Genomic DNA, 22,414 nt, shown 5'->3' on the forward strand with positions numbered 1-22,414 from the left:
ATTCTATTTCTAAAATTAGGCAAAATTTTTTTGTCCACAAACAGATTTTGGTTTGTGAACGTTATCACCAGAAGTAAGCTTAGCTAACTTTTCATCCTATTTCAAGACTTTTTTATAATTTCAATAATTTCTATCACCACTTAAATTTGATCAATAAATTCACAAAGATATGACTTCAAGGCAGCAACTTATAACTTTTAAATCATGAATATAGTTTCATTCTTACATAAACAAATGTGCAAATTCATTATGACAAAACCACCAGATTCCTAATGATACAAGGATATCAATTACTACCATTCGGTTTTTAGCAAAAAAATAACTAAAATCATTTGACAACCTTCGGGGATGTGTGTAGAATAGCTCTCAGAATAAAAAATGAATTGGAGATGGTAGGCAATGAAACCTAGAAACTTAATTAACATTACTGATTTCACACCAAAAGATATCGAAGCTATTTTATCGTTAGCTGAAAAAATCATAAAGAGTCCTGAAGATTTTTCGCATTCCTGTGATGGAAAAATTCTTGGGACTCTTTTTTTTGAGCCTTCTACGCGAACACGCTTAAGTTTTGAATCAGCAATGAATCGTTTAGGTGGTTCTGTTATTGGTATTTCCGAAAGTGGTAGTTCATCAACGACTAAAGGGGAATCACTTGGTGACACTATTCACACCGTGTCACACTACACAGACATCATTGCAATGCGTCACCCATTAGAAGGTAGTGCTACATTAGCTAGTCAACATGCTGAAGTGCCATTAATTAATGCTGGTGATGGTGGTCATCAACATCCAACTCAAACATTAACGGACTTATTAACCATTCATCAAACAAAACATGATCTTGATAATCATGTCATCGGCTTATGTGGTGACCTAAAATTTGGACGAACGGTTCACTCTTTAATCACAGCAATGTCCGCTTATCCAAATAACCGCTTTATCCTCATTTCACCAGAAGAATTACAAGTTCCAGATTATGTGAAACATTTCTTAGATTCTAAAAATATTGCATACGAAGAAGTCGAACGTATTGAAGAAGTCATTGACCGCTTAGATATTCTATATATGACACGTGTTCAACGTGAACGTTTCTTCAATGAAGCCGACTATGTTCGTCTAAAAGATAGTTATATCTTAGACAATGAAAAATTAAAAAATGCCAAAGAAGATTTAGCCATTTTACATCCACTACCACGTGTTAATGAAATTCAACCAGAAGTTGACGATGATCCACGTGCTGTTTACTTCGACCAAGTAGGCTATGGCGTTATTGTCAGAATGTCATTAATCTTATCATTACTAGGAATGGGGGAATTATAAGATGCTAGAAATTACATCAATTAAACAAGGAATCGTTATCGACCATATTAAAGCTGGCCAAGGGGTTAAATTATTCAACTTACTAAACTTAGACAAAGCTGATTTCACAGTGGCTTTAATTATGAATGCTGAAAGTGAAAAAATGGGTAAAAAAGACATTATCAAAATCGAAAAAAATATTGATGTGAACTTAGATGTCTTAGCACTATTCGGAAAACAAATTACAGCAAACATCATTAAAGATGAAGAAATCGTTGAAAAAGTTGAAATCAAATTACCACAAACCATCGAAAATGCTTTAACATGCAAAAACCCTCGTTGTATTTCTAACCACGAACGTCATGTTAAAACAGAATTCCAATTAATTAATGAAGAAAAACAACAATATACTTGTGTCTATTGTGACCACTTATATGACTTGGAGGAAATTTAATGTTAGTCATTAAAAACGGTCGTCTTGTTGATGCCAAAAATGATTTTTATGCAGATATCCTTATTGATAATGGAAAAATTATCGCTATTGGTGAGGATTTAACAGCTGATGAAACAATCGATGCAGCGGGTAAAATTGTAATGCCCGCTTTCGTCGATACGCATGTCCATTTTAGAGATCCTGGTTTTACCCAAAAAGAAGACTTAGAAACGGGAGCTCATTCTGCTCTGCGAGGAGGTTATGGATCTGTCAATTTAATGGCCAACACTAATCCTGTCGTAGATACGCCTGAAGTGTATAACGATATTATGCAACGAGCAAAAGACTTAGACTTAGTCAATATGAGTCAATGCTACGCGGTTTCTAAAGACTTAGCCGGTGAAGAATGGGTAGACTTTGATACTATTCCATCTTCCGTAAAATTCTTATCCGATGATGGTCACGGCTTACATCGCACTGATCAAACATATCGTTTATTCAAAGAGTTAGCAGCTCGTGACTTAAAAGTCATGATTCATGAAGAAGATAATGAAATCTCTCCTGTTGATTATCGGATTGCTGAAGATGTCGATACGATTCGTGATACTTACTTGTCAGGCAAAACTGGTGCACGAATTCATTTTTGCCACATATCAACGATTGATTCTATGCGCGCTGTTCAATTTGGTAAGTCTCAAGGCTACCCTGTTTCAGCAGAAGTCACTCCTCATCATATTTATATGGCAGATAGTGACTTCCGTGTTAACCCACCTATTCGAACTCAAGCGGACGTCGACTATTTAGTCCAAGCGATTATTAATGGTGATGTAGATGCAATCGCTACTGACCATGCCCCTCACACTGCTGAGGAAAAAGCTGCCGGTTCTCCAGGTCTTATTGGTTTAGAAACGGCCTTCCAAATTGTTTATAAAGTATTAGTTGAACAACATCAACAATCTTTATCATTGGTTTCTCAAATGATGAGTTATGGTCCCGCTCAAGTCCTTGACTACCATAAAGGATTATTATCTATTGGTTATGATGCCGATATCGTTATCGTTGACTTAGATAAACAAGAAACCATTAAAGAAGAAAACATCGCTTCTCGTTCCCACAACACACCATTTTTAGGGGAAACGTTTACGGGACAAATCGAAAAAACAATTGTAAATGGTCACATTAAATATGATCGTTTAGAGGAGGAAAATAATGGCATTAAAGACTAAAGTGGCAGGTTTTGAATTTGATAACTGTATTATGAATGCCTCTGGGGTATTATGTAGTGATGTCACATCATTAGAAAAATTAGATCAATCAGCTGCTGGTACATTTATTACCAAAACAGCAACTATCGAATATCGCGAAGGAAATGTCAAACCACGTTACTATAAATATAATATTGGTTCGATTAACTCCTTTGGCTTACCAAATATGAGCATTGACTATTATTTAGATGCTGTTAAACAATTTCAAGAGAAGAATCCTAACAAAACTTATTTCTTATCAGTAACCGAAATGGGCGAAGACAAAATTTACGACATTCTCAAAATCGTCAATGACTCCGATTTTGAGGGTTTGGTCGAGTTGAACCTTTCTTGTCCAAATGTAGAAGGCAAACCTCAAGTCGCTTATGATTTCGAAACCACTGAACGGATTTTAACTGAAATTTTCAAATGGTTTAAAAAACCATTAGGTATTAAATTGCCACCATTCTTTGATATGTCTCATTTTGATCAAATGGCAGATATTATAAATCAATTTCCAATTGCCTATGTTAATGCGATTAATTCAATTGGGAATGGCCTTATCGTTCACGATGAATCAGTAGCCATTAAACCTAAACAAGGTTTTGGTGGTCTTGGTGGATCCATTATTAAACCAACAGCGTTAGCAAATGTTCACGCATGGTACCAACGCTTAAATCCAGAAATTAGTATTATTGGAACAGGTGGTATCTCTACTGGCCAAGATGCTTTCGAACATATTTTATGTGGAGCTTCTATGGTACAAGTCGGAACGGCACTCGGTCATAACGGACCCCAATTATTTGAACGGATTACTCAAGAATTAGAAGCTATTATGACCCAAAAAGGTTACTCTGAAATTGATGATTTCCGCGGTCAATTACAGTACTTATAATAAAATCACTATTAAACAAAAAGTGCTCAGCTGTTAATTGCTGAGCACTTTTTTATCTCAAAATAGAAGCAAAACCCTTCTATCTTCATTCATTATTTATTTAGCACGTGATTTGTAGCTACCACCATCAGTTGTGTTGATGATTAAAACTTCGCCTGATTCAATAAAGTCAGGAACAGTAACAACAAGACCTGTTTCCATTGTTGCTGGTTTACCAGAACCAGTTACTGTTGCCCCTTTAATTGATGGTTGTGTTTCTTTCACTTCTAATTCAACAGTGTTAGGAACTTTAACACCAATAACTTCTTCACCAAAGAATTCAATTTTAGCTTCCATGTTTTCTTTTAAGAATAACATTTCTTGCTCAACTGTTTCATGAGGGATTTCGTATTGTTCGAATGTTTCTAAGTCCATGAATACTTCAGAATCACCATTGTTGTATAAGTATTGAACGTCTTTATCTTCTAAGAATGCACGTTCAAATTTTTCATCCGGACGGAAAGTTGTGTCATATGTCGCACCAGAACGAATATCACGTAATTTCATACGCATAACGGTATTTCCTTTACCTGGTTTGTGGTGACTAGCTTCTAATACTTTAATTAATTTGTCGCCTTCAACAAATGCCATACCAGCACGTAAGTCAACTGCAGAAATCATAATTAACAAAACTCCTTTATCTTGGTAATGTCATACCATAACATTATAACACAAGTCGCCTAATGCCACCAAAATATATTAACAATTTGCTTGTAACCAGTCATAAAATTCGGAAATAATCGTAACAGTTGTGGTATCTATCTTTTCTTGCGTTGGTTTCAATTGGAGCCAAACGGGCGTTACGCCAGCATTTTGAGCTCCGATAACATCCATTGTATAATTGTCGCCAATATAAGCCATTTCAGATAAATTAACATTTAATTGTTGGCTAATATATTGAAAGATTTCCACGTCCGGCTTCGCACAATTTAAATCGCCGGACACAAAAATATGTTCTGGAGAAAAGCATTCTGTTAACTGTAGTCGTTCCGCTTTTTTCCATTGCCCTTCGCTCGACCCATTTGTCAGCACGAAGGGAATCACTTGCTTAGACTTTAAGAATGATAAACATTCTTCAACCCCTGGACGTAAGGTAATATTCGCCTGTTCACTATGATACACATCATTAAAATAAGCCCCATCTTCGGGTTGAATTTCAAATCCTAATTCCGAATAGGTTTCAACGACGCGATCAATTGAATACTGTTCCCGTGTTTTTTCACCACGATTAAACTTTTGAAATTCTAATTGCGAATATTTCTCAAATATCGGCTCAAACTGATTAAATGGGATACCAGTAGCGACGATATTATCTTCCATCTGTTGATATGTCCGTTCATAAATGGCTAAGCGACTATACAATGTATCATCTAAATCAAAACCAACTGCCTTAAGCATATACGCGCTCCTTTTCTCTACTATTTTTGAATTTCAACAACATCTTTAACTAATTGATAAATAAATTTCTCTGCTTCAAATGGTTGTAAGTCATCGATACCTTCCCCTAATCCGATAAACTTAACGGGCAAGTCCAGTTCATAACGGATGGCAAAAATGACGCCACCTTTTGATGTTCCATCTAATTTGGTTAACACTAAACCAGAAATATCAACAGATTGGTTAAATTCTTTAGCTTGAATAAGAGCATTTTGTCCAGTTGTCGCATCTAAAACCAATAACGTTTCATGCGGAGCATCTGGAATTTCGCGCGTAATAATTCGTTTCATTTTTTCAAGCTCATTCATTAAATTCACTTTATTTTGTAAACGGCCAGCGGTATCAACAAGTAAGTAATCATAGTCGCCATCTGTGGCTTCTTTTACAGCATCAAAGGCAACCGAAGCTGGATCTCCATGCGCTTTTCCTGTAATAACAGGAACTTCCACTCGTTTGCCCCATTCTTCTAACTGTTCAATAGCCCCTGCTCTAAACGTATCTCCAGCAGCCATTAACACTTTATTACCTTCTGATTTTAACTGATAAGCCATTTTACCAATTGTGGTCGTTTTACCAACACCATTAACCCCAACAAATAAAATAACAGTTGGACCATTAGGATTCCGCTTAATTTCGACATCTGGTTCGCCACCTTGGTCATAAATATCGACCATTTTTTCGACAATTAAATTTTTAACTTGTTCCCCATTACGAGCCCCTTTTAATTGAATTTCTTCGCGTAAGGCATCAGATAAGGCAATTGTCATATCAAAACCAACATCAGAGGTAATTAATGTTTCTTCTAAATCGTCGAAAAACTCTTCATCCACTTCACGGAATCCGGCAAATAATTCATTCAACCGTTCCGAAAAGCTTTTCCGTGTTTTTTCGACACCTTTATCATACTTATCAAGAACAATCTTCTCTTCTTGTTCTTCTTGCTTATTCTGTTCTTCAACAATTGGATCTTCACCAGTAAAGGCCTTTTTAATTCGATCGAATAAACCCATTTCGCACTCTCCTTCTTAAGCTTTAACAAAGTGATAAATCGCTTGAGCGACACCGTCATCCATATTTGAGGCTGTAATATAATCGGCTAGTTCTTTAATATCTTCACGACCGTTACCCATCACTACAGCTGTTCCTGCCCATTGTAACATAGCGCTATCATTTTCTTCATCCCCAATTGCCATCACTTCAGATTGTTGAATGTTTAATATATTCGCCATTTGACTGAGACCGTAACCTTTATCCACACCCGTAGGCATAAGCTCTAATTGATGAGGATGCGAACGCATAACTTCATAGCGTTCAGTAATAGCAGCTGGTATACTTGGGAGTTTCGCTTCTAAGTGTTCTTTTTCAGTTGCTATGACAAATTTAAAAATATCTGGCCAATGACCATCAGCATCTCGTTCAATCGATTGATAAGGTAAAAAGGTCATTTGTTGTTTATAGTAACTTGGATGACCATCTGGATATGGAAACTCGTATACGGCAGTATCGCCGACAGCTGAAACTGGTAAATCTAATGAAAGAAAGGTATTCGCTACTTTTTCCACTTCATTATCATAAAGTGTCTTAGTATGCATGACTTTCTGCGTTTGATTTTGAATAATTAATCCGCCATTATACGTAATACTATAATGCTCAGCAGTATTTAAATCGAGTTGATCAAGGATATGATTAATTGCTGCTAAGGGACGTCCTGTCGTAATAACCACTTCAACACCATGGTCTAAAGCAAAATGGATGGCTTCAATATTTTTCTCACTAATCGATTTATCATCTCGTAATAACGTGCCATCTAAATCTAATGCAATAAGTTTTATCATAAGTTCCTCCTTAGGAAAATCACACTAAGATGTGACCATATCATCGACTTCTTCAATGTCTTCTAAACGAACACTCGCCAGTTTGGATACACCCGATTGTTGCATCGTCACACCGTATAAAATATTGGCAGCTTCCATTGTTCCTTTACGATGAGTAATTACAATAAACTGGGTAGACTCTGCAAACTCGCGTAAATAACGACCATAACGCGCCACATTCGCTTCATCCAACGCCGCTTCCACTTCATCTAAAATACTAAATGGAATATCTTTCTTCACATCTAAAATAGCAAATAATAAGGCAATAGCAGTTAAAGCTTTCTCACCACCGGATAATAAACTCAACTGTTGCAATCTTTTTCCTGGTGGTTGTGCCATAATATCAACTCCAGAATGTAAGAGGTCATCTGGATCTGTTAAGGATAGGCTCGCCTTACCACCACCAAATAGTTGCGGAAAAATGCGTTCAAAAGCTTCGCGAACTGCTAAGAAAGTTTCTTTAAAGCGATGAATCACTTCTTTGTCTAGCGCATCCATCGTCTGTAATAAATTATCCTTAGCAGCCATAACATCATCACGTTGCTCCGTCATAAATGTCCACCGTTGATGAACGTCATCATATTCATCAATTGCCGCAATATTGACAGGTCCTAATTGATCAATTTCACGCTTCAAATCACGAACGCGTTCTGAAGCTGCTTCAATAGACATCGTTAATTCAGATTCAGCCCGTGCTTTTTCGAAGGTTAATCCATACTCTTCACGTAAATGATCTAAATGATTATCGATGGAAACCTCATAACGAGAAACCGTACCTTCTAATTTGGCTTGTTTATAATACAAGTCTTCGAGATGAGTCGTTAAGTCATCTAAGGTTTTATTCATTTTATCGGCTTGCTGTTTCGCCACTTCACGTTGAGAGCGGGATTGTTTTAGCGCTTTTTCCGTTGTTTTCTGTTCCTCAAGTAAGTCTTTATAGTTAGCTTCTAACTCTGCGGTTTCTTCAGAATGATTATCCAACTGAGAGGACATTGATTGAACAGCCTTTTGGAGTTCAACAAGCGTGTCTTTTTGTTCCGTTAACTGTTGTTCCTTATGATTCAATTGATTGTTTTGTTGAGCTAATTTTTCTTTTGAAACAGCATAATCGGTTTCAATCGTTTGAATGTCATGTTGTAATTGGTCACGATGACTTGCTTTTTCGTTAGCAGACAAGTTCAATGCCTGAATCGTTTGTTGAAGGGAATCGACCCTTTCTCCTTGGGTAACTATCGCTTCTCGTTTCTCCTCTAATTGACTTTCCATTTCTTGCAACTTATCAGCCATGTCTTGACGATGTTGGTTATTTTGCTCTTCTTGGAGCGTTAATTCATCCAATTGTTTCGTCAATTGCTCGATTTCTGCAATTAAGGTACGTTCTTGGAACCTTTTCTCATCGCCAGTTGTTTTCATTGTTTCTAATTTCTGAGTAGCTTCGTCAATTTCTGTTTGCAGGTGCTCTACTTGCTGATTAGTAGTTTGCGTTTTCTTCGTTAAAGTCGCAATCGAAGCTTTCAATGTCTCGATATCACGTTTACGTGCTAAGACGCTGTCCCCTTTTTGGTTTCTAGCGCCTCCAGACATTGACCCACCAGCGTGGATAACATCTGATTCCAACGTTACAATCCGCGACCGATGATGGATGGCTTGAGCAACATCTTGAGCATGAGACAAGTTATCAACGACTAACGTTTGTCCCATTAAATTCGCCATAATTGATTGGTATTGATCATTAAAGTCTATTAAATCAACCATCACCCCGATAAATCCCGGCATTGCTTGAGCAATTTGATAAGTACCGTTGGGAATTTCTCTTGGTTTAATCACATCCATCGGTAAGAAAGTCGCTCGCCCGCCCCGATTTTTTTTCAAGGTTTGAATGACTTGAGCAGCCACTTGTCGATTTGATGTAACAATATTTTGCATGGCACCACCTAATGCCGTTTCAACCGCGCCAACATATTCACTAGGAACTTGCATCAAATCAGCAACAGCTCCGTGGATACCATTCATTTGCGATTGTAACTTCAATGCTGAACGGACACCATAATAAAAACCGTTATGCTCTTTCGCCAGCTTCTCTAAACTCTCTTGTCTTGTTTTGGCGTCGACTAATTGACGTTGCTGTTGTTGCCATTGGCGATTAAGTTGTTGGGCTGTTTGTTGTTTGTCTTTGACGGATTGAGCAAGTTGTTTGTAGTCCGCGAGCAAATCAGAAAGCGACGTCGATAAGTTATCTTTATCTGCTTTCTTAGTGGCTAAAGTCGTCTCTAACTCAGTCACTGATTGTTGGAAATCGTCTTGCGACTGCACATCTTGTTGAGATTGCTGGCGTAATTGCTCAATATCTTTCTCCAATTCAGCAATCGTATGCTGTAATTGGGACTGTTGTTGAATGGCCGCAATATATTCTTCACGTTTCTCTTCAATATCATGTTCATCCGTCGTGTCAAGGGCAGCTAATGCTTGTAACTTATCGTCACGTTGCACCTTTTTTTGCTCAAACGCTAGTTGAGCATCGTGCACATCGGCTTTTAACATTCCCACATCACGCGTTAATTGATCAATAGACGATTGATAATCCGCTAACGTTTTTTCTTGAGCCGCTTTATCGCGTTGATTAAAGGCTTTTTGTTGTTCAGCTAAGTCAATTTGGCGTTTAATCGTTTCAGCTTCGCGGACAAGTTGAATATACGTCTCATTTAATTCGGTTGCTTTTTGTTCAGCGGTATGTTCTTGTTGACGGATAGCATTTAATTGCTCGGTAAACTCGGTTTGTTTTTCCTTCTGTTGCTGTATGGTTTGAACATATTGGTTCAAATCATTCTTCGCATTTTCCCATTGCTCATTCAACGTTTCAATTTGAACAGTTGTTAAAGCAATTTCAATATCACTTAATTCTGCTCGTTTTTCTTGGTAATTTAGCGCAGCATGTCGTTGTTTTGCTAACGGTTCTAAACGACTTTCAACTTCTTTTAGAATATCGAAAATGCGGTCTAAATTTTCTTGGGTATGCTCGAGCTTATTAGAGGCTTCTTTCTTGCGGTTTTTATATTTCATGACACCGGCAGCCTCTTCAAAAATCGCACGTCGATCTTCTGGTTTTTGCATAAAAATTGCTTCAACCTGACCTTGGGAAATAATAGAGAAGGAGTCACGACCAATTCCGGTATCCATCATTAATTCCGTCATATCTTTTAAACGGCAATTTTTGCGATTAATCATATACGTACTTTCGCCAGCTCGCGTATAGCGCCGCGTCATACCCACTTCATCCGTATCAATATTAAGTAAATGATCCGAATTATCAAAAACTAAGGTAACTTCTGCATATTGGGCTTTGCTACGATTACTTGCTCCTCCAAAAATCACATCATCCATCTTACGACCGCGTAGAGATTTGGCAGATTGCTCACCTAACACCCATTTAATGGCCTCAGTAATATTCGATTTCCCACTACCATTAGGCCCTACAATAGCAGTAAACCCACTATCAAACTCAATTGTTGTCTTATTGGCAAAACTTTTAAAGCCAATCATCTCAACTTTTTTTAAATGCAAGGTGTCACCACTTTCTAGTGTTTGTCATCTGCTTGGTTAGCTCGCTGCGCATCTAAAGCAGACTGAGCAGCGGCTTGTTCGGCTGCTTTTTTAGAGCGACCTTTTCCTTCACCGATAATATCCCCATCTAATTCAACTGCTACTTTAAAGCGTTTATCATGGGCTGGGCCTTCTTCACCAATCAATTGATAATCTAATTGGATATTCCCATTTTTTTGTAATTCTTCTTGTAACGCCGTTTTGGCATCTACTTGACGGTTAAAGTAACCGCTCTTAATCTTAGGATAAATGGTTATTTCTAAAAAGTGTTCAACAGCATCTATACCAAGATCAAGATAAATAGCCCCTAATACGGATTCAAACAAGTCGCACAACAAGGACTCACGTGTTCGACCTCCGCTAGACTCTTCGCCATGTCCTAAACGTAAAAATTGGTCGAAGCCACATTCTTTACAACGTTTGGCTAAACTTTCTTCACGAACAATTAATGCCCGTAAACGTGACATATCCCCTTCAGGCATATCTGTATAATGTAAGTAAAGATAGCGTGAGACTTGCAAATCAAGCACCGCATCCCCTAAAAACTCAATTCGTTCATTATCAACCAAATGTTTCCGCCGATTTTCATTTTTGTAGCTCGAATGCGTAAATGCTTCAACATAATGATTTTGATTTTGCATATGTAAATCAAATTTATCAGCTAATAATTGTTTAATTGCTTGAATATCCATGATTAAACTCCTTTCCTACCATTAATTATAAAAAACAAAACACAGCTTCGATAGCAAGCGAACATCTTCCTCTGCCTACTATCGAAGCTGTAGTCACTTATTATTTCACTCGCTCAATTATTGGTGAGCTTTGATATATTTGACAATATCGTCAATTGTGACGATTGTTTCAATATCTTCATCAGCAATTTGAACGCCAAAATTATCTTCTAGTTCCATTACTAATTCGACAACATCTAATGAGTCGGCACCTAAATCGCCTTGAAATGTCATTTCACGAGTGACACGGTCTTCTTCAACACCAAAACGATCGGTTACAAGTTCTTTAATTTTGTTGAAAATTTCTTCTTCAGTCATCTGTTATGCTCCTTAATTAATCATTTTATTTCTATGTTATAGCTAACCAGCCTAAAGATATTTTAACAGATTTTCCCATTTTTGAGGACCATAATACTTAGGTTAAGTAATGTCGTCAAGGTTAGCTCTTCATAACGTCATTAATCGTTTCGTTGTTTCTTTTCTGCCGCCTGTTGAGCAAAAATATCAGCTAACTCTGGAACAATTCCTGCATCTAGGACATCAATCGCTTGTTTAATGGCATAATGAATATTATTAGCATCAGCAGTCCCATGACATTTAATGACTGGCGCTTTGACTCCAAATAATAAGGCGCCTCCTGCTTTATCGTAATCGATATCTTTGAGCAGATTTTTTAATTCGCCTTTAATCATTAATCCACCTAATTTGGTACTAGGTCCGCCATTTTTTAACGTCTCTTTGATTAAATTCATTAACTGTTTAGCTGTACCTTCTAACGATTTCAATAATGTATTACCAGTGAAACCATCAGCCACAATGACGTCAGCCATATCACTTAGTACATCTCTCGCTTCAACATTTCCAATAAAATGAATATCTTCCGCTTCTGTTAATAACTGATGTGTTTGTTTCGTAAGCGGATTTCCTTTAGACGCTTCCGCTCCATTATTCAATAATCCTACTCGTCCAAAGTTAACGTTAAATACAGACTCAACGTACGCTTGGCCCATACGCGCATATTGGACTAAGTGTTGGGGTTTGCTTTCCGCATTGGCACCAGAATCCATTAATAACCATTGTTTTCCAGGAGTAGTTAGACTAGGTAAGGCTGCCATAAATGCTGGACGTTCAATTCCTTTCATGCGACCAACAATTAATAAACCACTTGCTAACAATGCCCCACTGTTTCCAGCTGAAATAAAAGCATCTGCCGCGTCTTTTTTGACAGCTTTCGCACCGAGTACCATAGAAGAATCTTTTTTATGACGAATCGCTTTGACCGGTTCATCATCTGTCGCAATTTTTTCACTCGCATGGACAATGGCCAGATTTTGAGGAATATCAGTTGGCAAGGCTGCTTTAATCGCTTCTTCATCTCCATAAAGTTGAATTTCAACGTCTGAGAATGCTTGTGCTGATAATACAGCTCCTTTGACAATTTCTTCAGGAGCGTTATCTCCGCCCATTACATCGACTGCAATACACCATTTTTTCATATCTGTCATCATGTGACTCCTTTTTTCATTTGTTTATTGATTCTATTGCTACTATTGTAATAAATATTTGCCTGGTTGTTAAGCTAAAGTCATGCCTACATTTACGCAGAAAAATCAGCTCTCATTGTCGCTAACCAGCTACTTAATTGTGGATAGTCATCTGCATGATCTAGTAAGATAGGAAGAAATTGTTGAGCATCTTGCCTTGCCGTTTCTAAAATGACTTGATCAGCAATAGGGTCCGCTAATTTAAACTCAGGAAGACCGGACTGCTTCGTTCCGAAATAATCCCCTGCCCCACGTAAGACCAAATCTTGCTGACTTAAATAAAAACCATCTGTTGAAGAGGCCATAATACGCATCCGTTCGCGTCCATTATCGGTTTTAGGGTCCGCAACTAAGACACAATAACTTTGATGTTCGCCACGACCAACTCGACCTCGCAATTGGTGAAGCTGCGCTAATCCAAAACGGTCAGCGTCTAAAATAATCATAAATGTCGCATTTGGGACATTGACACCCACTTCAATAACAGTCGTTGACACTAAAATCTGCGTCTCATTATCTTTAAATTGATTCATAGCCGCATCTTTGTCTTCATTACTCATCTTGCCATGTAAAATTCCCACGTGATACTCGTGGCCATACTTCTCTAAGTATTCTTGATAAATATATTCTGCATTTTGTGCTTCTAGAGCTTCTGATTCTCCAATGAGTGGACAAATCACATAAGCTTGTCGCCCAGATGCTAATTGCTCTCTTAATAGCTCATCAATCATGGCTTGTTGATTTTTACGCATCCAAGCGGTTTTAATCGGTAATCGTCCATTCGGCATTTCTTGGAGCTTAGAGACTTCCATATCCCCCATTATCGTGATTTCTAACGTTCTAGGAATTGGTGTAGCGGTCATATATAAAATATTAGGCGCATAATGCTCCCCTTTAGCGGCTAATTGTTGCCGCTGTTTAACGCCAAACCGATGTTGTTCGTCAACAACCACTAATCCTAAGTTATCAAACGCGACATCAGCTTGAATAAGAGCATGGGTTCCGATTACGATATGACAATCCCCATTTTTTAAATCCGCTAGTATTTGACGCCGTTGCTTAGTTGCCGTACTCCCTGTTAGCAATGCTAGGTTTATCGAAGTATCCGCAAAAAATTCACTTAATGAGGCAAAATGTTGTTCCGCTAAAATCTCAGTTGGTACCATTAGCGCCCCTTGGAAACCAGCTAAATAAGTCGCCATTAATGCAATCAGGGCCACAACCGTTTTCCCTGAGCCAACATCTCCTTGGAGTAAACGATTCATTTGATAATCTTGGCGTAAATCCGCGCATATTTCATTGACCACCTGTTTTTGTCCTTTTGTCAGTTCAAAAGGAATGGTTTCAATAAATTGTTTTAATTGCTGATTGTCATATATGATAGGCGCCCCGTTTCCTACTTGACGACGCAGATGATTTTGCCATTGGAGCCGTAAAGCATATAGAAAGAACTCTTCATATTTAATCTGTCGTCTAGCTTCGACACCTTTTTCCTCGGATTCGGGAAAATGCATGTTTTTAATGGCATCACTATGTGAAATTAAATGATACTTCGCTCTTAAATCATATGGCAGTCGCTCAGGAATGGCTAATTGATAAGTTGCGAGTGCATTTGCAATATAAGTCATTAACGTTTTTTGCGATAACCCTTGGGTAACGTGATAAATAGCTTCAACATCATTATCATCCGCTTGTTGATTGAAAATTTTGAACCCATTGAGTTGGCCTTTCCCCATGTCATATCGACCATACACAACTAGTTCTTCTTCCATATGAATTTTCTTCTTCAAATATGGTTGGTTAAAAAATACGACCGATAAGACTGCTTGATCGACACGTAAGCGAAATGATAAGCGATTTCGTTTGCGACCATAGTATTGAACGACAGGTTGGGTTACCACTTGGCCAGCAATCGTTGCTTTCTGACCATCTTCCAACTCATCCAACGATTTAATAGACACATCTTCATAACGAAAAGGAAAATGCGTGAGCAAATCAGCAACGGTATGAATCCCTAACTTAGCTAATAATTCTGCTTTTTTATGACCGACACCTTTAACAGCTGTCACTGAATCCATCACATTAGGCATATCTTCTCTCCTTATCGCTTTATTTCTTTCTTATTATAGCGCATTCTAAACCGGACAACCAACACGTTCATTAACAAAAAAAAGGTGAGAGGAAAATCCTCTCACCTAATAGCCGGTTTAGTATAACGATACGTCCCCTAATATTTCAATAAAATCGCGTCGTTGTTTAAATCCTGATAGTTGGTTAATCATTAAGAAGTCATCACATTTTAATGATTTTTGCATCCGCCGCATTTCTGCTTGAACTTGACGAGGTGTTCCTGACACTTTGTAATCACGATAAGGATCTTCCCAGTCCTTACCAACTAATTCTGCCTCATCATATGCCTGTGACAAACTCATGAGTTGTAACATATTTCGTTTATCACTAGGAAAAATTTTAATCCATTCATTGAGCGCAATATTTAATGGTTTAATATCTTTGCGGTCATAAGCACTGACACCATAGACTGCAACGGTTGCTTCTGGCTTCCGCCGATGTTCATTAGGCACAAAGTTTTCATGATAGACACGAATAACTTCTTCACATTCTTTGCGGTCTCCAGTAATAAACAAGCCATAGACTAAGCCCCAGCCATTTTCTGCGATAAATTTTACATTATTTAAGCTAGATACCATAATTGTTAGAGGGGGCGCTTGTGAGAAATCTAATGGTAGCGCGTGTAATTTTCGCCGAGGATCTTCCCCATCAAATCGACCATTCATAAAACGGTAAGTATCTAATAACTCTTCGCGATAGTCCATTTTATGAGCCATATCAAGACCACTATCCACTTGGAAATTAACTTCTGATTCTAAAGTATGTCCAATACCTGCTTCAATTCGATTGGGATATAGCGCATGAAGCACACGGAAATTCTCTGAAATTTGGAACGGTGATAAGTTATTCATAATTACCGCACCCGTACCAATTTTAATATTTTCCGTATTGGCCGCTAAATGGGTCACAGATATGAATGGTGAATTACTAATAACAGCTGGTGTGCTATGATGTTCAGACACCCAATAACGTTGAAGACCAACTTTATCGGCGACCTGTGCTAACCGGGTAGAATTATTAAACCCTTCCCTTACAGATGATGCGTAATCACGCGGTATCATATCTAGGATGCCAATTTTAGATGCCATAATTCCCTCACATTCTATGCTTACTTAATCTCTAATATCATCATTTCGATGCCAACTCTAAGTATGCATTGTTTATTTCAATCGTTTTTGTCCTTTACCGCTTATAAAGCGTAAGAATTTCGACTCTCATCAGTATACCACTACTCTAAGTAAAATTAAATATACTACAAAGAGATAAACCGCAAGATTCGTACGATTTCTTTAATTATTATTAAGAAAGCAGGTTTTCATTAGCGTTATTATAACTATAAAATAAGTAAATAAACATTTTTGTACTTCAACAAATTATAACTATATTGCGTTTCCGTATTTTAATGAGTTTCTAAAAGTATCCTCTTCTTCTCATTTTATTAGCTGCTATCTCTCATTTCATCAAATACAATTGTTGTTTCTAATAAAAAAAGACCTTGATAGTTAGTCACTACCAAGGTCTAAAAGTGGAGGTGTGATTTCTATTTCATAGTAGATTGACGTTTACGGTGTAAACTAAATCCTAATCCAGATAGTATTAATCCTAACCAGGTCATCAGATGCCCTTGTCCCGTTTGTGGGAGTCCTTGTTCTGACTCTTTAGCTGGCTGACTCATCATATGAGAATCATTCATATCATCACTCATCAACTCACCCGTTGTTTCTCGAGTAGAAGTATCAGCGACTGATTCATTTGTCATCGTTTGATTGGCTGAAGATTGCGTCGTTAATTGATCAGTATGACTAACAACCTCAGGCGTCACTACGTTTGAATGCTTCATTTCAGATGGTTGTGTCATTTCTTTATCTGGATGAGCAACTTGTTCTTCGTGATTTGGCGTATCGACTTGAGATTCTGTTGTCTTATCGTCATCATGACCTGTAGACTCTTCTAATGTTCCCTCAGAATTTGCTTCGCCGTCGCTTGGTTTTTCACTTTCGTCAGGAGTTTCATCCCGTTTAAATTGATCATTAATTAATGAATAACTAGCAATCAATTGTGGTTCACGTAACTCGTCATCTCCCATTTCTAAAACATTGCCATGTACTTTGTAAATATTGATTTTAATTTCATCAGGAGACACTTCAAACACACCAAAGTTTTGGGTTGAGCCTTCCCGTTTATTTGAATGGGAATTTAAGAAGAACTTAGAATCTTCTGGTTGTTCAGCACGGTCAAACAACGTGCGATAGTGATCTAAATCTTCTTGAGTCATATGGCTTAATTTAGGACGCACTTTATGAATATGTTCTAACGGTGCATTGTAAATATCATCGTATAGTTTCGTACCGGCAGCATTCGGAATAATAAACATTGTTCCATCAGTGGCAATATGTTTAATCCCGTTTTTCATACCTTCAATAATTTCGGTTTTATCATCTACTTCCCCATCAGCAAAAACATCCATATTAGCAACTAATGGTTTTGTAGCTGTTAGCACATGATCGTGCCCATTGAAGACTAAATCCACATCATATTTATCAATTAACGTCATTAACCGTTCACGAACAGCTTGGACATCTTCATCTTGTAATGAATGATAAGATGAGGAATAAAGCGGCTTATGATAACTCAAAATCAACCAATTAACCCCGCGTTCTCTTGCTTCACGTAAGTCATTTTCTAACCATGATAGTTGTTCATGACTCATTGCGGCCCCTTCTGGATTATCCGCATCTTTTTTATTATCATTCGTATTTAACACTGCCATATGAGCACCATTATAATCAAAAGAATAATAAGAGCCGCCATCAATCGAATGATTAATTGGCACATTCAAATGATCATTAAAACTGGTTTCATAAGTATCATGATTTCCGGGAACCATCACATGTGGAACAGATAAGAAACCATCTTGTGCTCGATTTAAAATATCTTTCCATTCATCTTCCACTGAAGAGGTTTCGAGGACATCACCGGTATGTAATGCAAAATTGACATCTTTCCCAGCTTTATGTAATGCTTCTGCTAACGTTTTTGCTCCAAACGCCGCTTCATTACGAACGTGTTCATTCCAATAGGCATTTTGCGTATCCGTATAATGAATAAAAGTAAATGGAGCTGCCCCAGCAGAAGCGGTTTTGAATGTTCCAATTGGCGATAAGAAGCCAGGTGCTCCTACTCGGTAGAAATAACGCGTATTCGGTTTTAATCTTTTAGCGATGGCTTTATTAATTGTTTCTTGGACAAGGCGTGTATTGATATTATCTTCATGAGAGCCGTCTGTCCAATCATGATTATCCGCGCTAATTTGTTTATCCGTAAAATAAACTGATTTTCCACTTTCATTAAAGTCTGGTAGTTCATAAATAACATTACCATCTTTGTCTCGTTCTAAATAGTTGGTTTGTGTCCCTTTATGAGTAGCTTTAATCACTTGTGCATTCGATAAATCTTCATTTTCAGAGAGATAAACACTCGCATCCTCTAGTGCGTCTTTGGTATACCAGTTAAATACCATTTCACTATCCGGATGTTCAGTCATCGTTGTTGCAATACGGTCCGGTTGGTTGAATTGTTCAACAGGCGCCACTTCCGGTTTCTCATAATCGACAGCGACTTCTTGATTTCCTACTTCAGCTGTTCCAGCTGTCCCAACTTTTGGCTCTTCAGGTTTTGACGTTTCACTTTCAGACACTTTATCTTCTGTTCCGGATTGAGCCGTGTTATTTGTCGATGATTCCACTTTTTCTTCAGATGATACTTTGTCATCTTCGTTTGATGAATGAGTGGATACCTGATTGTGTTCTGCAACTTGTTCAGTGTTATCAATAGGTGACGGTTGAGTATCTACCTCTGCCGCAAATGCTTGATTTGAATAGGCACCTAATAAAGTTGCTGTCATTAAACTTGATAATACTAATTGCTTATAGCCAAAATGTTTCGCCATTTGGTCTCCTCCTTGAATAATATGTAAGATTTATGACATATTAAGCATACACAACCGATGTTAATTTCTAATCAACTTTGCGTAAAACACTGTAAAAAGGATGTAAAAAAACTTTACAAAAAAACTGGAGGATATCTCCTCCAGCCATAACTTAATCAACACAACGACAGTCTTTTTGTCCACTGATTGCTTGTACAATTGTTTTAGCGATATCATCTAAATGATTGAGATAATACATTCTATCTTGTTTATCTGCGAGAAAAAATAACTCCACTAAACGATAATTGATGCCATACTGAGCTGCTATATTACAGTTTTTCAAATCCTTTCGACAACTTAATCCTTTTGAGGTGCGTGTGACCAAACTAAAATGTTGATCGATAACTGTGATTAAATTTTTATCAATCGCATCTGGTTTAAACCATTGATGAATAATCACGTGCCCACCTTTACCGGGAATACGAGCCGCATCCAAATGTAACTCCACTACAATCCAGTCCTGGTATTCTTTTAAATCATTGGCATGATAATATAAATTCCGTGGATAACATGTTACTGGAACAGCTAACGTTTTCCCCCACTTTATTAAATGTGGTTTTAAGCGACGAATCATTTCAGCTTCCGTCTCCTTTTGATACACACATCCAGGATCTCCTTCTCCATGGCCAAAAACAAATAATACTCCTTTATATTGTTGATAGTTTGTCACTAACATCCAACTTCCCCCCATTCTAACAAAGCTTTTATTGGTAATAGTTTCTTTGCTAATCGTTTTTTCCGTTGATGAATCGCTTGTTTACTTACACCATATTTATTCGTAAAATATCTCACGTCACCTTGATGGTTCAGTAAATCACATAAAAAGATATATTCACTAGCTGTTAAGCGTTTTTTAGCTTCTAACATAAATGCTTGCGCACATCTGCCACTACTCATTCGCTGAGATGTTGCCATCATTCCTAATGGTGTTGTATCTTGTTGTTCAAATTGATGTTGACGATTTAACTGACGCAGGTCATCAACTAAACGCCAACGAATCATTTTTCTGGCATATGCAGTAAATGCATAGTGCTGTTCTTGTTCCAAAGGATTTTTAGCGAACGTTTGGGCACATTGATAGAGATGGAGCTGGGCCTTTTGGAAGAAATCATCAAAATAATCTGTATGGGGATAAATATGCAAGTCCCATAAGACTCGATAAAGCAGTTTCTCATACTGGTTAAATAACTTAGGATAGTCAGTTTGTTTAAACATTTGTCTCACCTCTTATAAGTATTGCCGGCACCTATAAGATATCGTGAAACGGATAATCACGCGAAAAGAGGAATGGCTCATTTATGGGAGCATTTTTAGTTTTCTTCTAGTAAATCCACTAAAAAAGACCTAATCTAACCATTCCACTACCATTTTGCCCGGTTAAATGTGATTTTAAGCACAAACATCTTATTTCAATAGAATTATTTTCTTTTTCATTGTACTTTCATAAAAGAGACCGTTTACAAAATAGTCAATATAGAGTATATTATGTTTAAAATATAAAAAATTATAGGAGACACTAATGATGAAAACTGTAACGACTTTTTCCCTTAAGGATTTATCAGTTAACAATGTTCAGTCTTTAACTAATGCCACCTATCCCAATATGTTTCTCTGTAATCGCGACGTCTTATGCGTATTAGATCTCACGCATCTTAACGAGGAATACTCGACACTCGTCATGTTGAAGGACGGCCAACTGTTTACGATTCAAGAAACGGTCCAAAAAGTGATGGCACGATGGATTAAAGAGGTTAAACAATTTCATCACTTTATCACTTTTGACTATTTCCTTTCTTCTCGGCAATATAAACAGCCACTCACTCGAGGAAATTTAAGTTTTGCACCATTTACTACCCCATATTCCTCGAATAATTGGTTAGCATTGCATCATATCAAAGAAATTACGCGTTACAATAAAGAAACCGTAATCTTAACCGATAATCATTTGTCGTTAATCTTAGATACTAACTTTCATACATTAAAACGTCACTTACAAACAGCAAGAGAACACTCTCGTCTCCAGCATGAAATTCTCTACGAATGTTTGGCCTTCTTCATTGAAGAAACAACCCTAAATCATTATGATGATTACTTTTTCAAACGGGGGCATTTAAACCATCCAAATTATTTAAAAACCATTATCGATAATCATATTCACAAATTTCTATCAACTATTAATGAAGAAGATCTCATTTCAGATAAGGAAATCAATTTCATGAAACGGATGAATCGCCAAAGACAATTAGAAAAATAACAAAAAACCGGATGAGCTGTCATTTGACAACTCATCCGGTTTAGCTTTATATGAATTTGTATAACCCTAACCAGTAGCCAATGGTTTTCCAGTATTCATTACGCGCGATATCTTGAATATATTCTGGTGCTTCTGGCCAGGCGACTAATTGACCATCTACCTGATAAAACGCAGCAACATACGTTAAATCAAAATGGTAATCCTTATTCACCCGTTCATAAATCATACGTGTTCGATTCATATGATAATCAGAAGAAGTGACAATCGCCGATTTAAGTCCCATTTTCGCCATCAATTTCAACGTATTTTGGGCATTCTCATAAGTGGTATCAGCAGCTGGATCATTGATCAGTTGATCACTCGTTGCTCCCCCTTCATAATAATATTCGCTATTTATTGCATCTAGTGGAGATACAATAATTTTATTGGTTTTGCTATACCCTTCATCCAATAATTGAACTGCTCGATTAGCCCGTTCCTGCGTTACCTGTCCTTCAGGTACAATAATAATATCTGATTCTTTAGGAACTTCATTCACAATTAAATGCCCCATAATTAAATAATAACTCAACAAAACGAGCAAAATAAATATTCCTAAAATCATAGCAATAACTAATAGTACTTTTTTCATAATATCCTAACTATCTTAGATGTTGTTTTATTACTGACATCCTACTAATGCATTCTCTGTTATAGAAAATACCACGACTCACTAACCATAATATTAAACAAATAACAGCTTTTATCATAGCATAAAGTGCCTAATGTAAGGAATTATTAATATTTAGATTACCCACTAAATGAATCCACTCAATTATATATCTCTTTATCAAGATTATTTTGAGCTATTAATCACATATAATCATTGAACAACTGGGTAGTCCCTATTAATCGCACGACTTCTGTTTAAGACAGCAAAAATAAGGAGTGATAAGATCACTCC

19 protein-coding genes are annotated in these 22,414 nt (G+C 37.3%); 5 read left to right on the forward strand and 14 right to left on the reverse strand.

Features of this window, described 5'->3' with window-relative positions; genetic code table 11:
• The first annotated feature begins 399 nt into the window (after nucleotides 1-399).
• The 4 genes from pyrB to B8955_RS00770 are packed head-to-tail and all read left to right on the forward strand — an operon-like array spanning nucleotide 400 to nucleotide 3,874.
• Complete coding sequence (pyrB, locus tag B8955_RS00755; protein ID WP_084097766.1) at nucleotides 400-1,323, forward strand: aspartate carbamoyltransferase; 924 nt, start codon at nucleotides 400-402, stop codon at nucleotides 1,321-1,323.
• Nucleotide 1,324: 1 nt separating this feature from the next.
• On the forward strand, nucleotides 1,325-1,756 hold the full coding sequence (locus tag B8955_RS00760; protein WP_084097767.1) for an aspartate carbamoyltransferase regulatory subunit: 432 nt from the start codon (nucleotides 1,325-1,327) through the stop codon (nucleotides 1,754-1,756).
• The gene (locus B8955_RS00765) at nucleotides 1,756-2,961 is read left to right on the forward strand and encodes a dihydroorotase (RefSeq protein ID WP_084097768.1); all 1,206 of its coding nucleotides are present in this window, start codon (nucleotides 1,756-1,758) and stop codon (nucleotides 2,959-2,961) included. The genes B8955_RS00760 and B8955_RS00765 overlap by 1 nt, the downstream gene beginning before the upstream one ends.
• A complete protein-coding gene (locus B8955_RS00770) occupies nucleotides 2,942-3,874 on the forward strand; it encodes a dihydroorotate oxidase (protein WP_084097769.1) in 933 nt (310 codons plus the stop codon). Before B8955_RS00765 ends, B8955_RS00770 begins: the two co-directional genes overlap by 20 nt.
• 96 nt (nucleotides 3,875-3,970) lie before the next feature.
• Here the strand turns inward: B8955_RS00770 and efp are convergent, their stop codons facing one another.
• The 13 genes from efp to B8955_RS00835 form a co-directional block, all read right to left on the reverse strand.
• A complete protein-coding gene (efp, locus tag B8955_RS00775) occupies nucleotides 3,971-4,534 on the reverse strand; it encodes an elongation factor P (RefSeq protein WP_084097770.1) in 564 nt (187 codons plus the stop codon).
• Between the two features lie 78 nt (nucleotides 4,535-4,612).
• Nucleotides 4,613-5,311: an HAD family hydrolase gene (locus B8955_RS00780; RefSeq protein ID WP_084097771.1), complete on the reverse strand. Its 699-nt coding sequence runs from the start codon at nucleotides 5,309-5,311 to the stop codon at nucleotides 4,613-4,615.
• A 20-nt stretch (nucleotides 5,312-5,331) separates the two neighbouring features.
• Complete coding sequence (gene ftsY / locus B8955_RS00785) at nucleotides 5,332-6,360, reverse strand: signal recognition particle-docking protein FtsY (protein WP_084097772.1); 1,029 nt, start codon at nucleotides 6,358-6,360, stop codon at nucleotides 5,332-5,334.
• A gap of 15 nt (nucleotides 6,361-6,375) precedes the next feature.
• Complete coding sequence (locus B8955_RS00790; RefSeq protein WP_084097773.1) at nucleotides 6,376-7,185, reverse strand: Cof-type HAD-IIB family hydrolase; 810 nt, start codon at nucleotides 7,183-7,185, stop codon at nucleotides 6,376-6,378.
• A 24-nt stretch (nucleotides 7,186-7,209) separates the two neighbouring features.
• On the reverse strand, nucleotides 7,210-10,785 hold the full coding sequence (gene smc, locus B8955_RS00795; RefSeq protein WP_084097774.1) for a chromosome segregation protein SMC: 3,576 nt from the start codon (nucleotides 10,783-10,785) through the stop codon (nucleotides 7,210-7,212).
• 14 nt (nucleotides 10,786-10,799) lie between these two features.
• On the reverse strand, nucleotides 10,800-11,516 hold the full coding sequence (rnc, locus tag B8955_RS00800; protein ID WP_084097775.1) for a ribonuclease III: 717 nt from the start codon (nucleotides 11,514-11,516) through the stop codon (nucleotides 10,800-10,802).
• 117 nt (nucleotides 11,517-11,633) lie between these two features.
• Entirely contained in the window at nucleotides 11,634-11,873 is a 240-nt protein-coding gene (acpP, locus tag B8955_RS00805) for an acyl carrier protein (protein ID WP_084097776.1), read from the reverse strand.
• A gap of 140 nt (nucleotides 11,874-12,013) precedes the next feature.
• Nucleotides 12,014-13,051, reverse strand: a complete 1,038-nt coding sequence (gene plsX / locus B8955_RS00810) for a phosphate acyltransferase PlsX (protein ID WP_084097955.1) — start codon at nucleotides 13,049-13,051, stop codon at nucleotides 12,014-12,016.
• Between the two features lie 101 nt (nucleotides 13,052-13,152).
• A complete protein-coding gene (gene recG, locus B8955_RS00815) occupies nucleotides 13,153-15,189 on the reverse strand; it encodes an ATP-dependent DNA helicase RecG (RefSeq protein ID WP_084097777.1) in 2,037 nt (678 codons plus the stop codon).
• Between the two features lie 117 nt (nucleotides 15,190-15,306).
• Nucleotides 15,307-16,317, reverse strand: coding sequence for an MsnO8 family LLM class oxidoreductase (locus B8955_RS00820; RefSeq protein ID WP_084097778.1), 1,011 nt, complete (start codon nucleotides 16,315-16,317; stop codon nucleotides 15,307-15,309).
• Nucleotides 16,318-16,769: 452 nt separating this feature from the next.
• Nucleotides 16,770-19,178 (reverse strand): metallophosphoesterase, encoded by a 2,409-nt coding sequence (locus B8955_RS00825; protein ID WP_084097779.1) that lies wholly within the window; start codon nucleotides 19,176-19,178, stop codon nucleotides 16,770-16,772.
• Nucleotides 19,179-19,329: 151 nt separating this feature from the next.
• The gene (locus B8955_RS00830; protein WP_084097780.1) at nucleotides 19,330-19,893 is read right to left on the reverse strand and encodes an N-acetylmuramoyl-L-alanine amidase; all 564 of its coding nucleotides are present in this window, start codon (nucleotides 19,891-19,893) and stop codon (nucleotides 19,330-19,332) included.
• Entirely contained in the window at nucleotides 19,887-20,432 is a 546-nt protein-coding gene (locus B8955_RS00835) for a sigma factor (RefSeq protein WP_084097781.1), read from the reverse strand. The genes B8955_RS00830 and B8955_RS00835 overlap by 7 nt, the downstream gene beginning before the upstream one ends.
• Nucleotides 20,433-20,736: 304 nt before the next feature.
• Here B8955_RS00835 and B8955_RS00840 point away from each other — a divergent pair, with 304 nt between their 5' ends.
• Nucleotides 20,737-21,471 (forward strand): competence protein ComK, encoded by a 735-nt coding sequence (locus B8955_RS00840; RefSeq protein ID WP_143238315.1) that lies wholly within the window; start codon nucleotides 20,737-20,739, stop codon nucleotides 21,469-21,471.
• A 46-nt stretch (nucleotides 21,472-21,517) separates the two neighbouring features.
• On the opposite strand, the gene B8955_RS00845 is transcribed toward B8955_RS00840, so the two are convergent.
• Nucleotides 21,518-22,102 (reverse strand): YdcF family protein, encoded by a 585-nt coding sequence (locus B8955_RS00845; protein WP_084097783.1) that lies wholly within the window; start codon nucleotides 22,100-22,102, stop codon nucleotides 21,518-21,520.
• Between the last annotated feature and the right edge of the window lie 312 nt (nucleotides 22,103-22,414).

The sequence above is a fragment of the Aerococcus suis genome, from assembly GCF_900176325.1.
Lineage (GTDB): Bacteria > Bacillota > Bacilli > Lactobacillales > Aerococcaceae > Aerococcus > Aerococcus suis.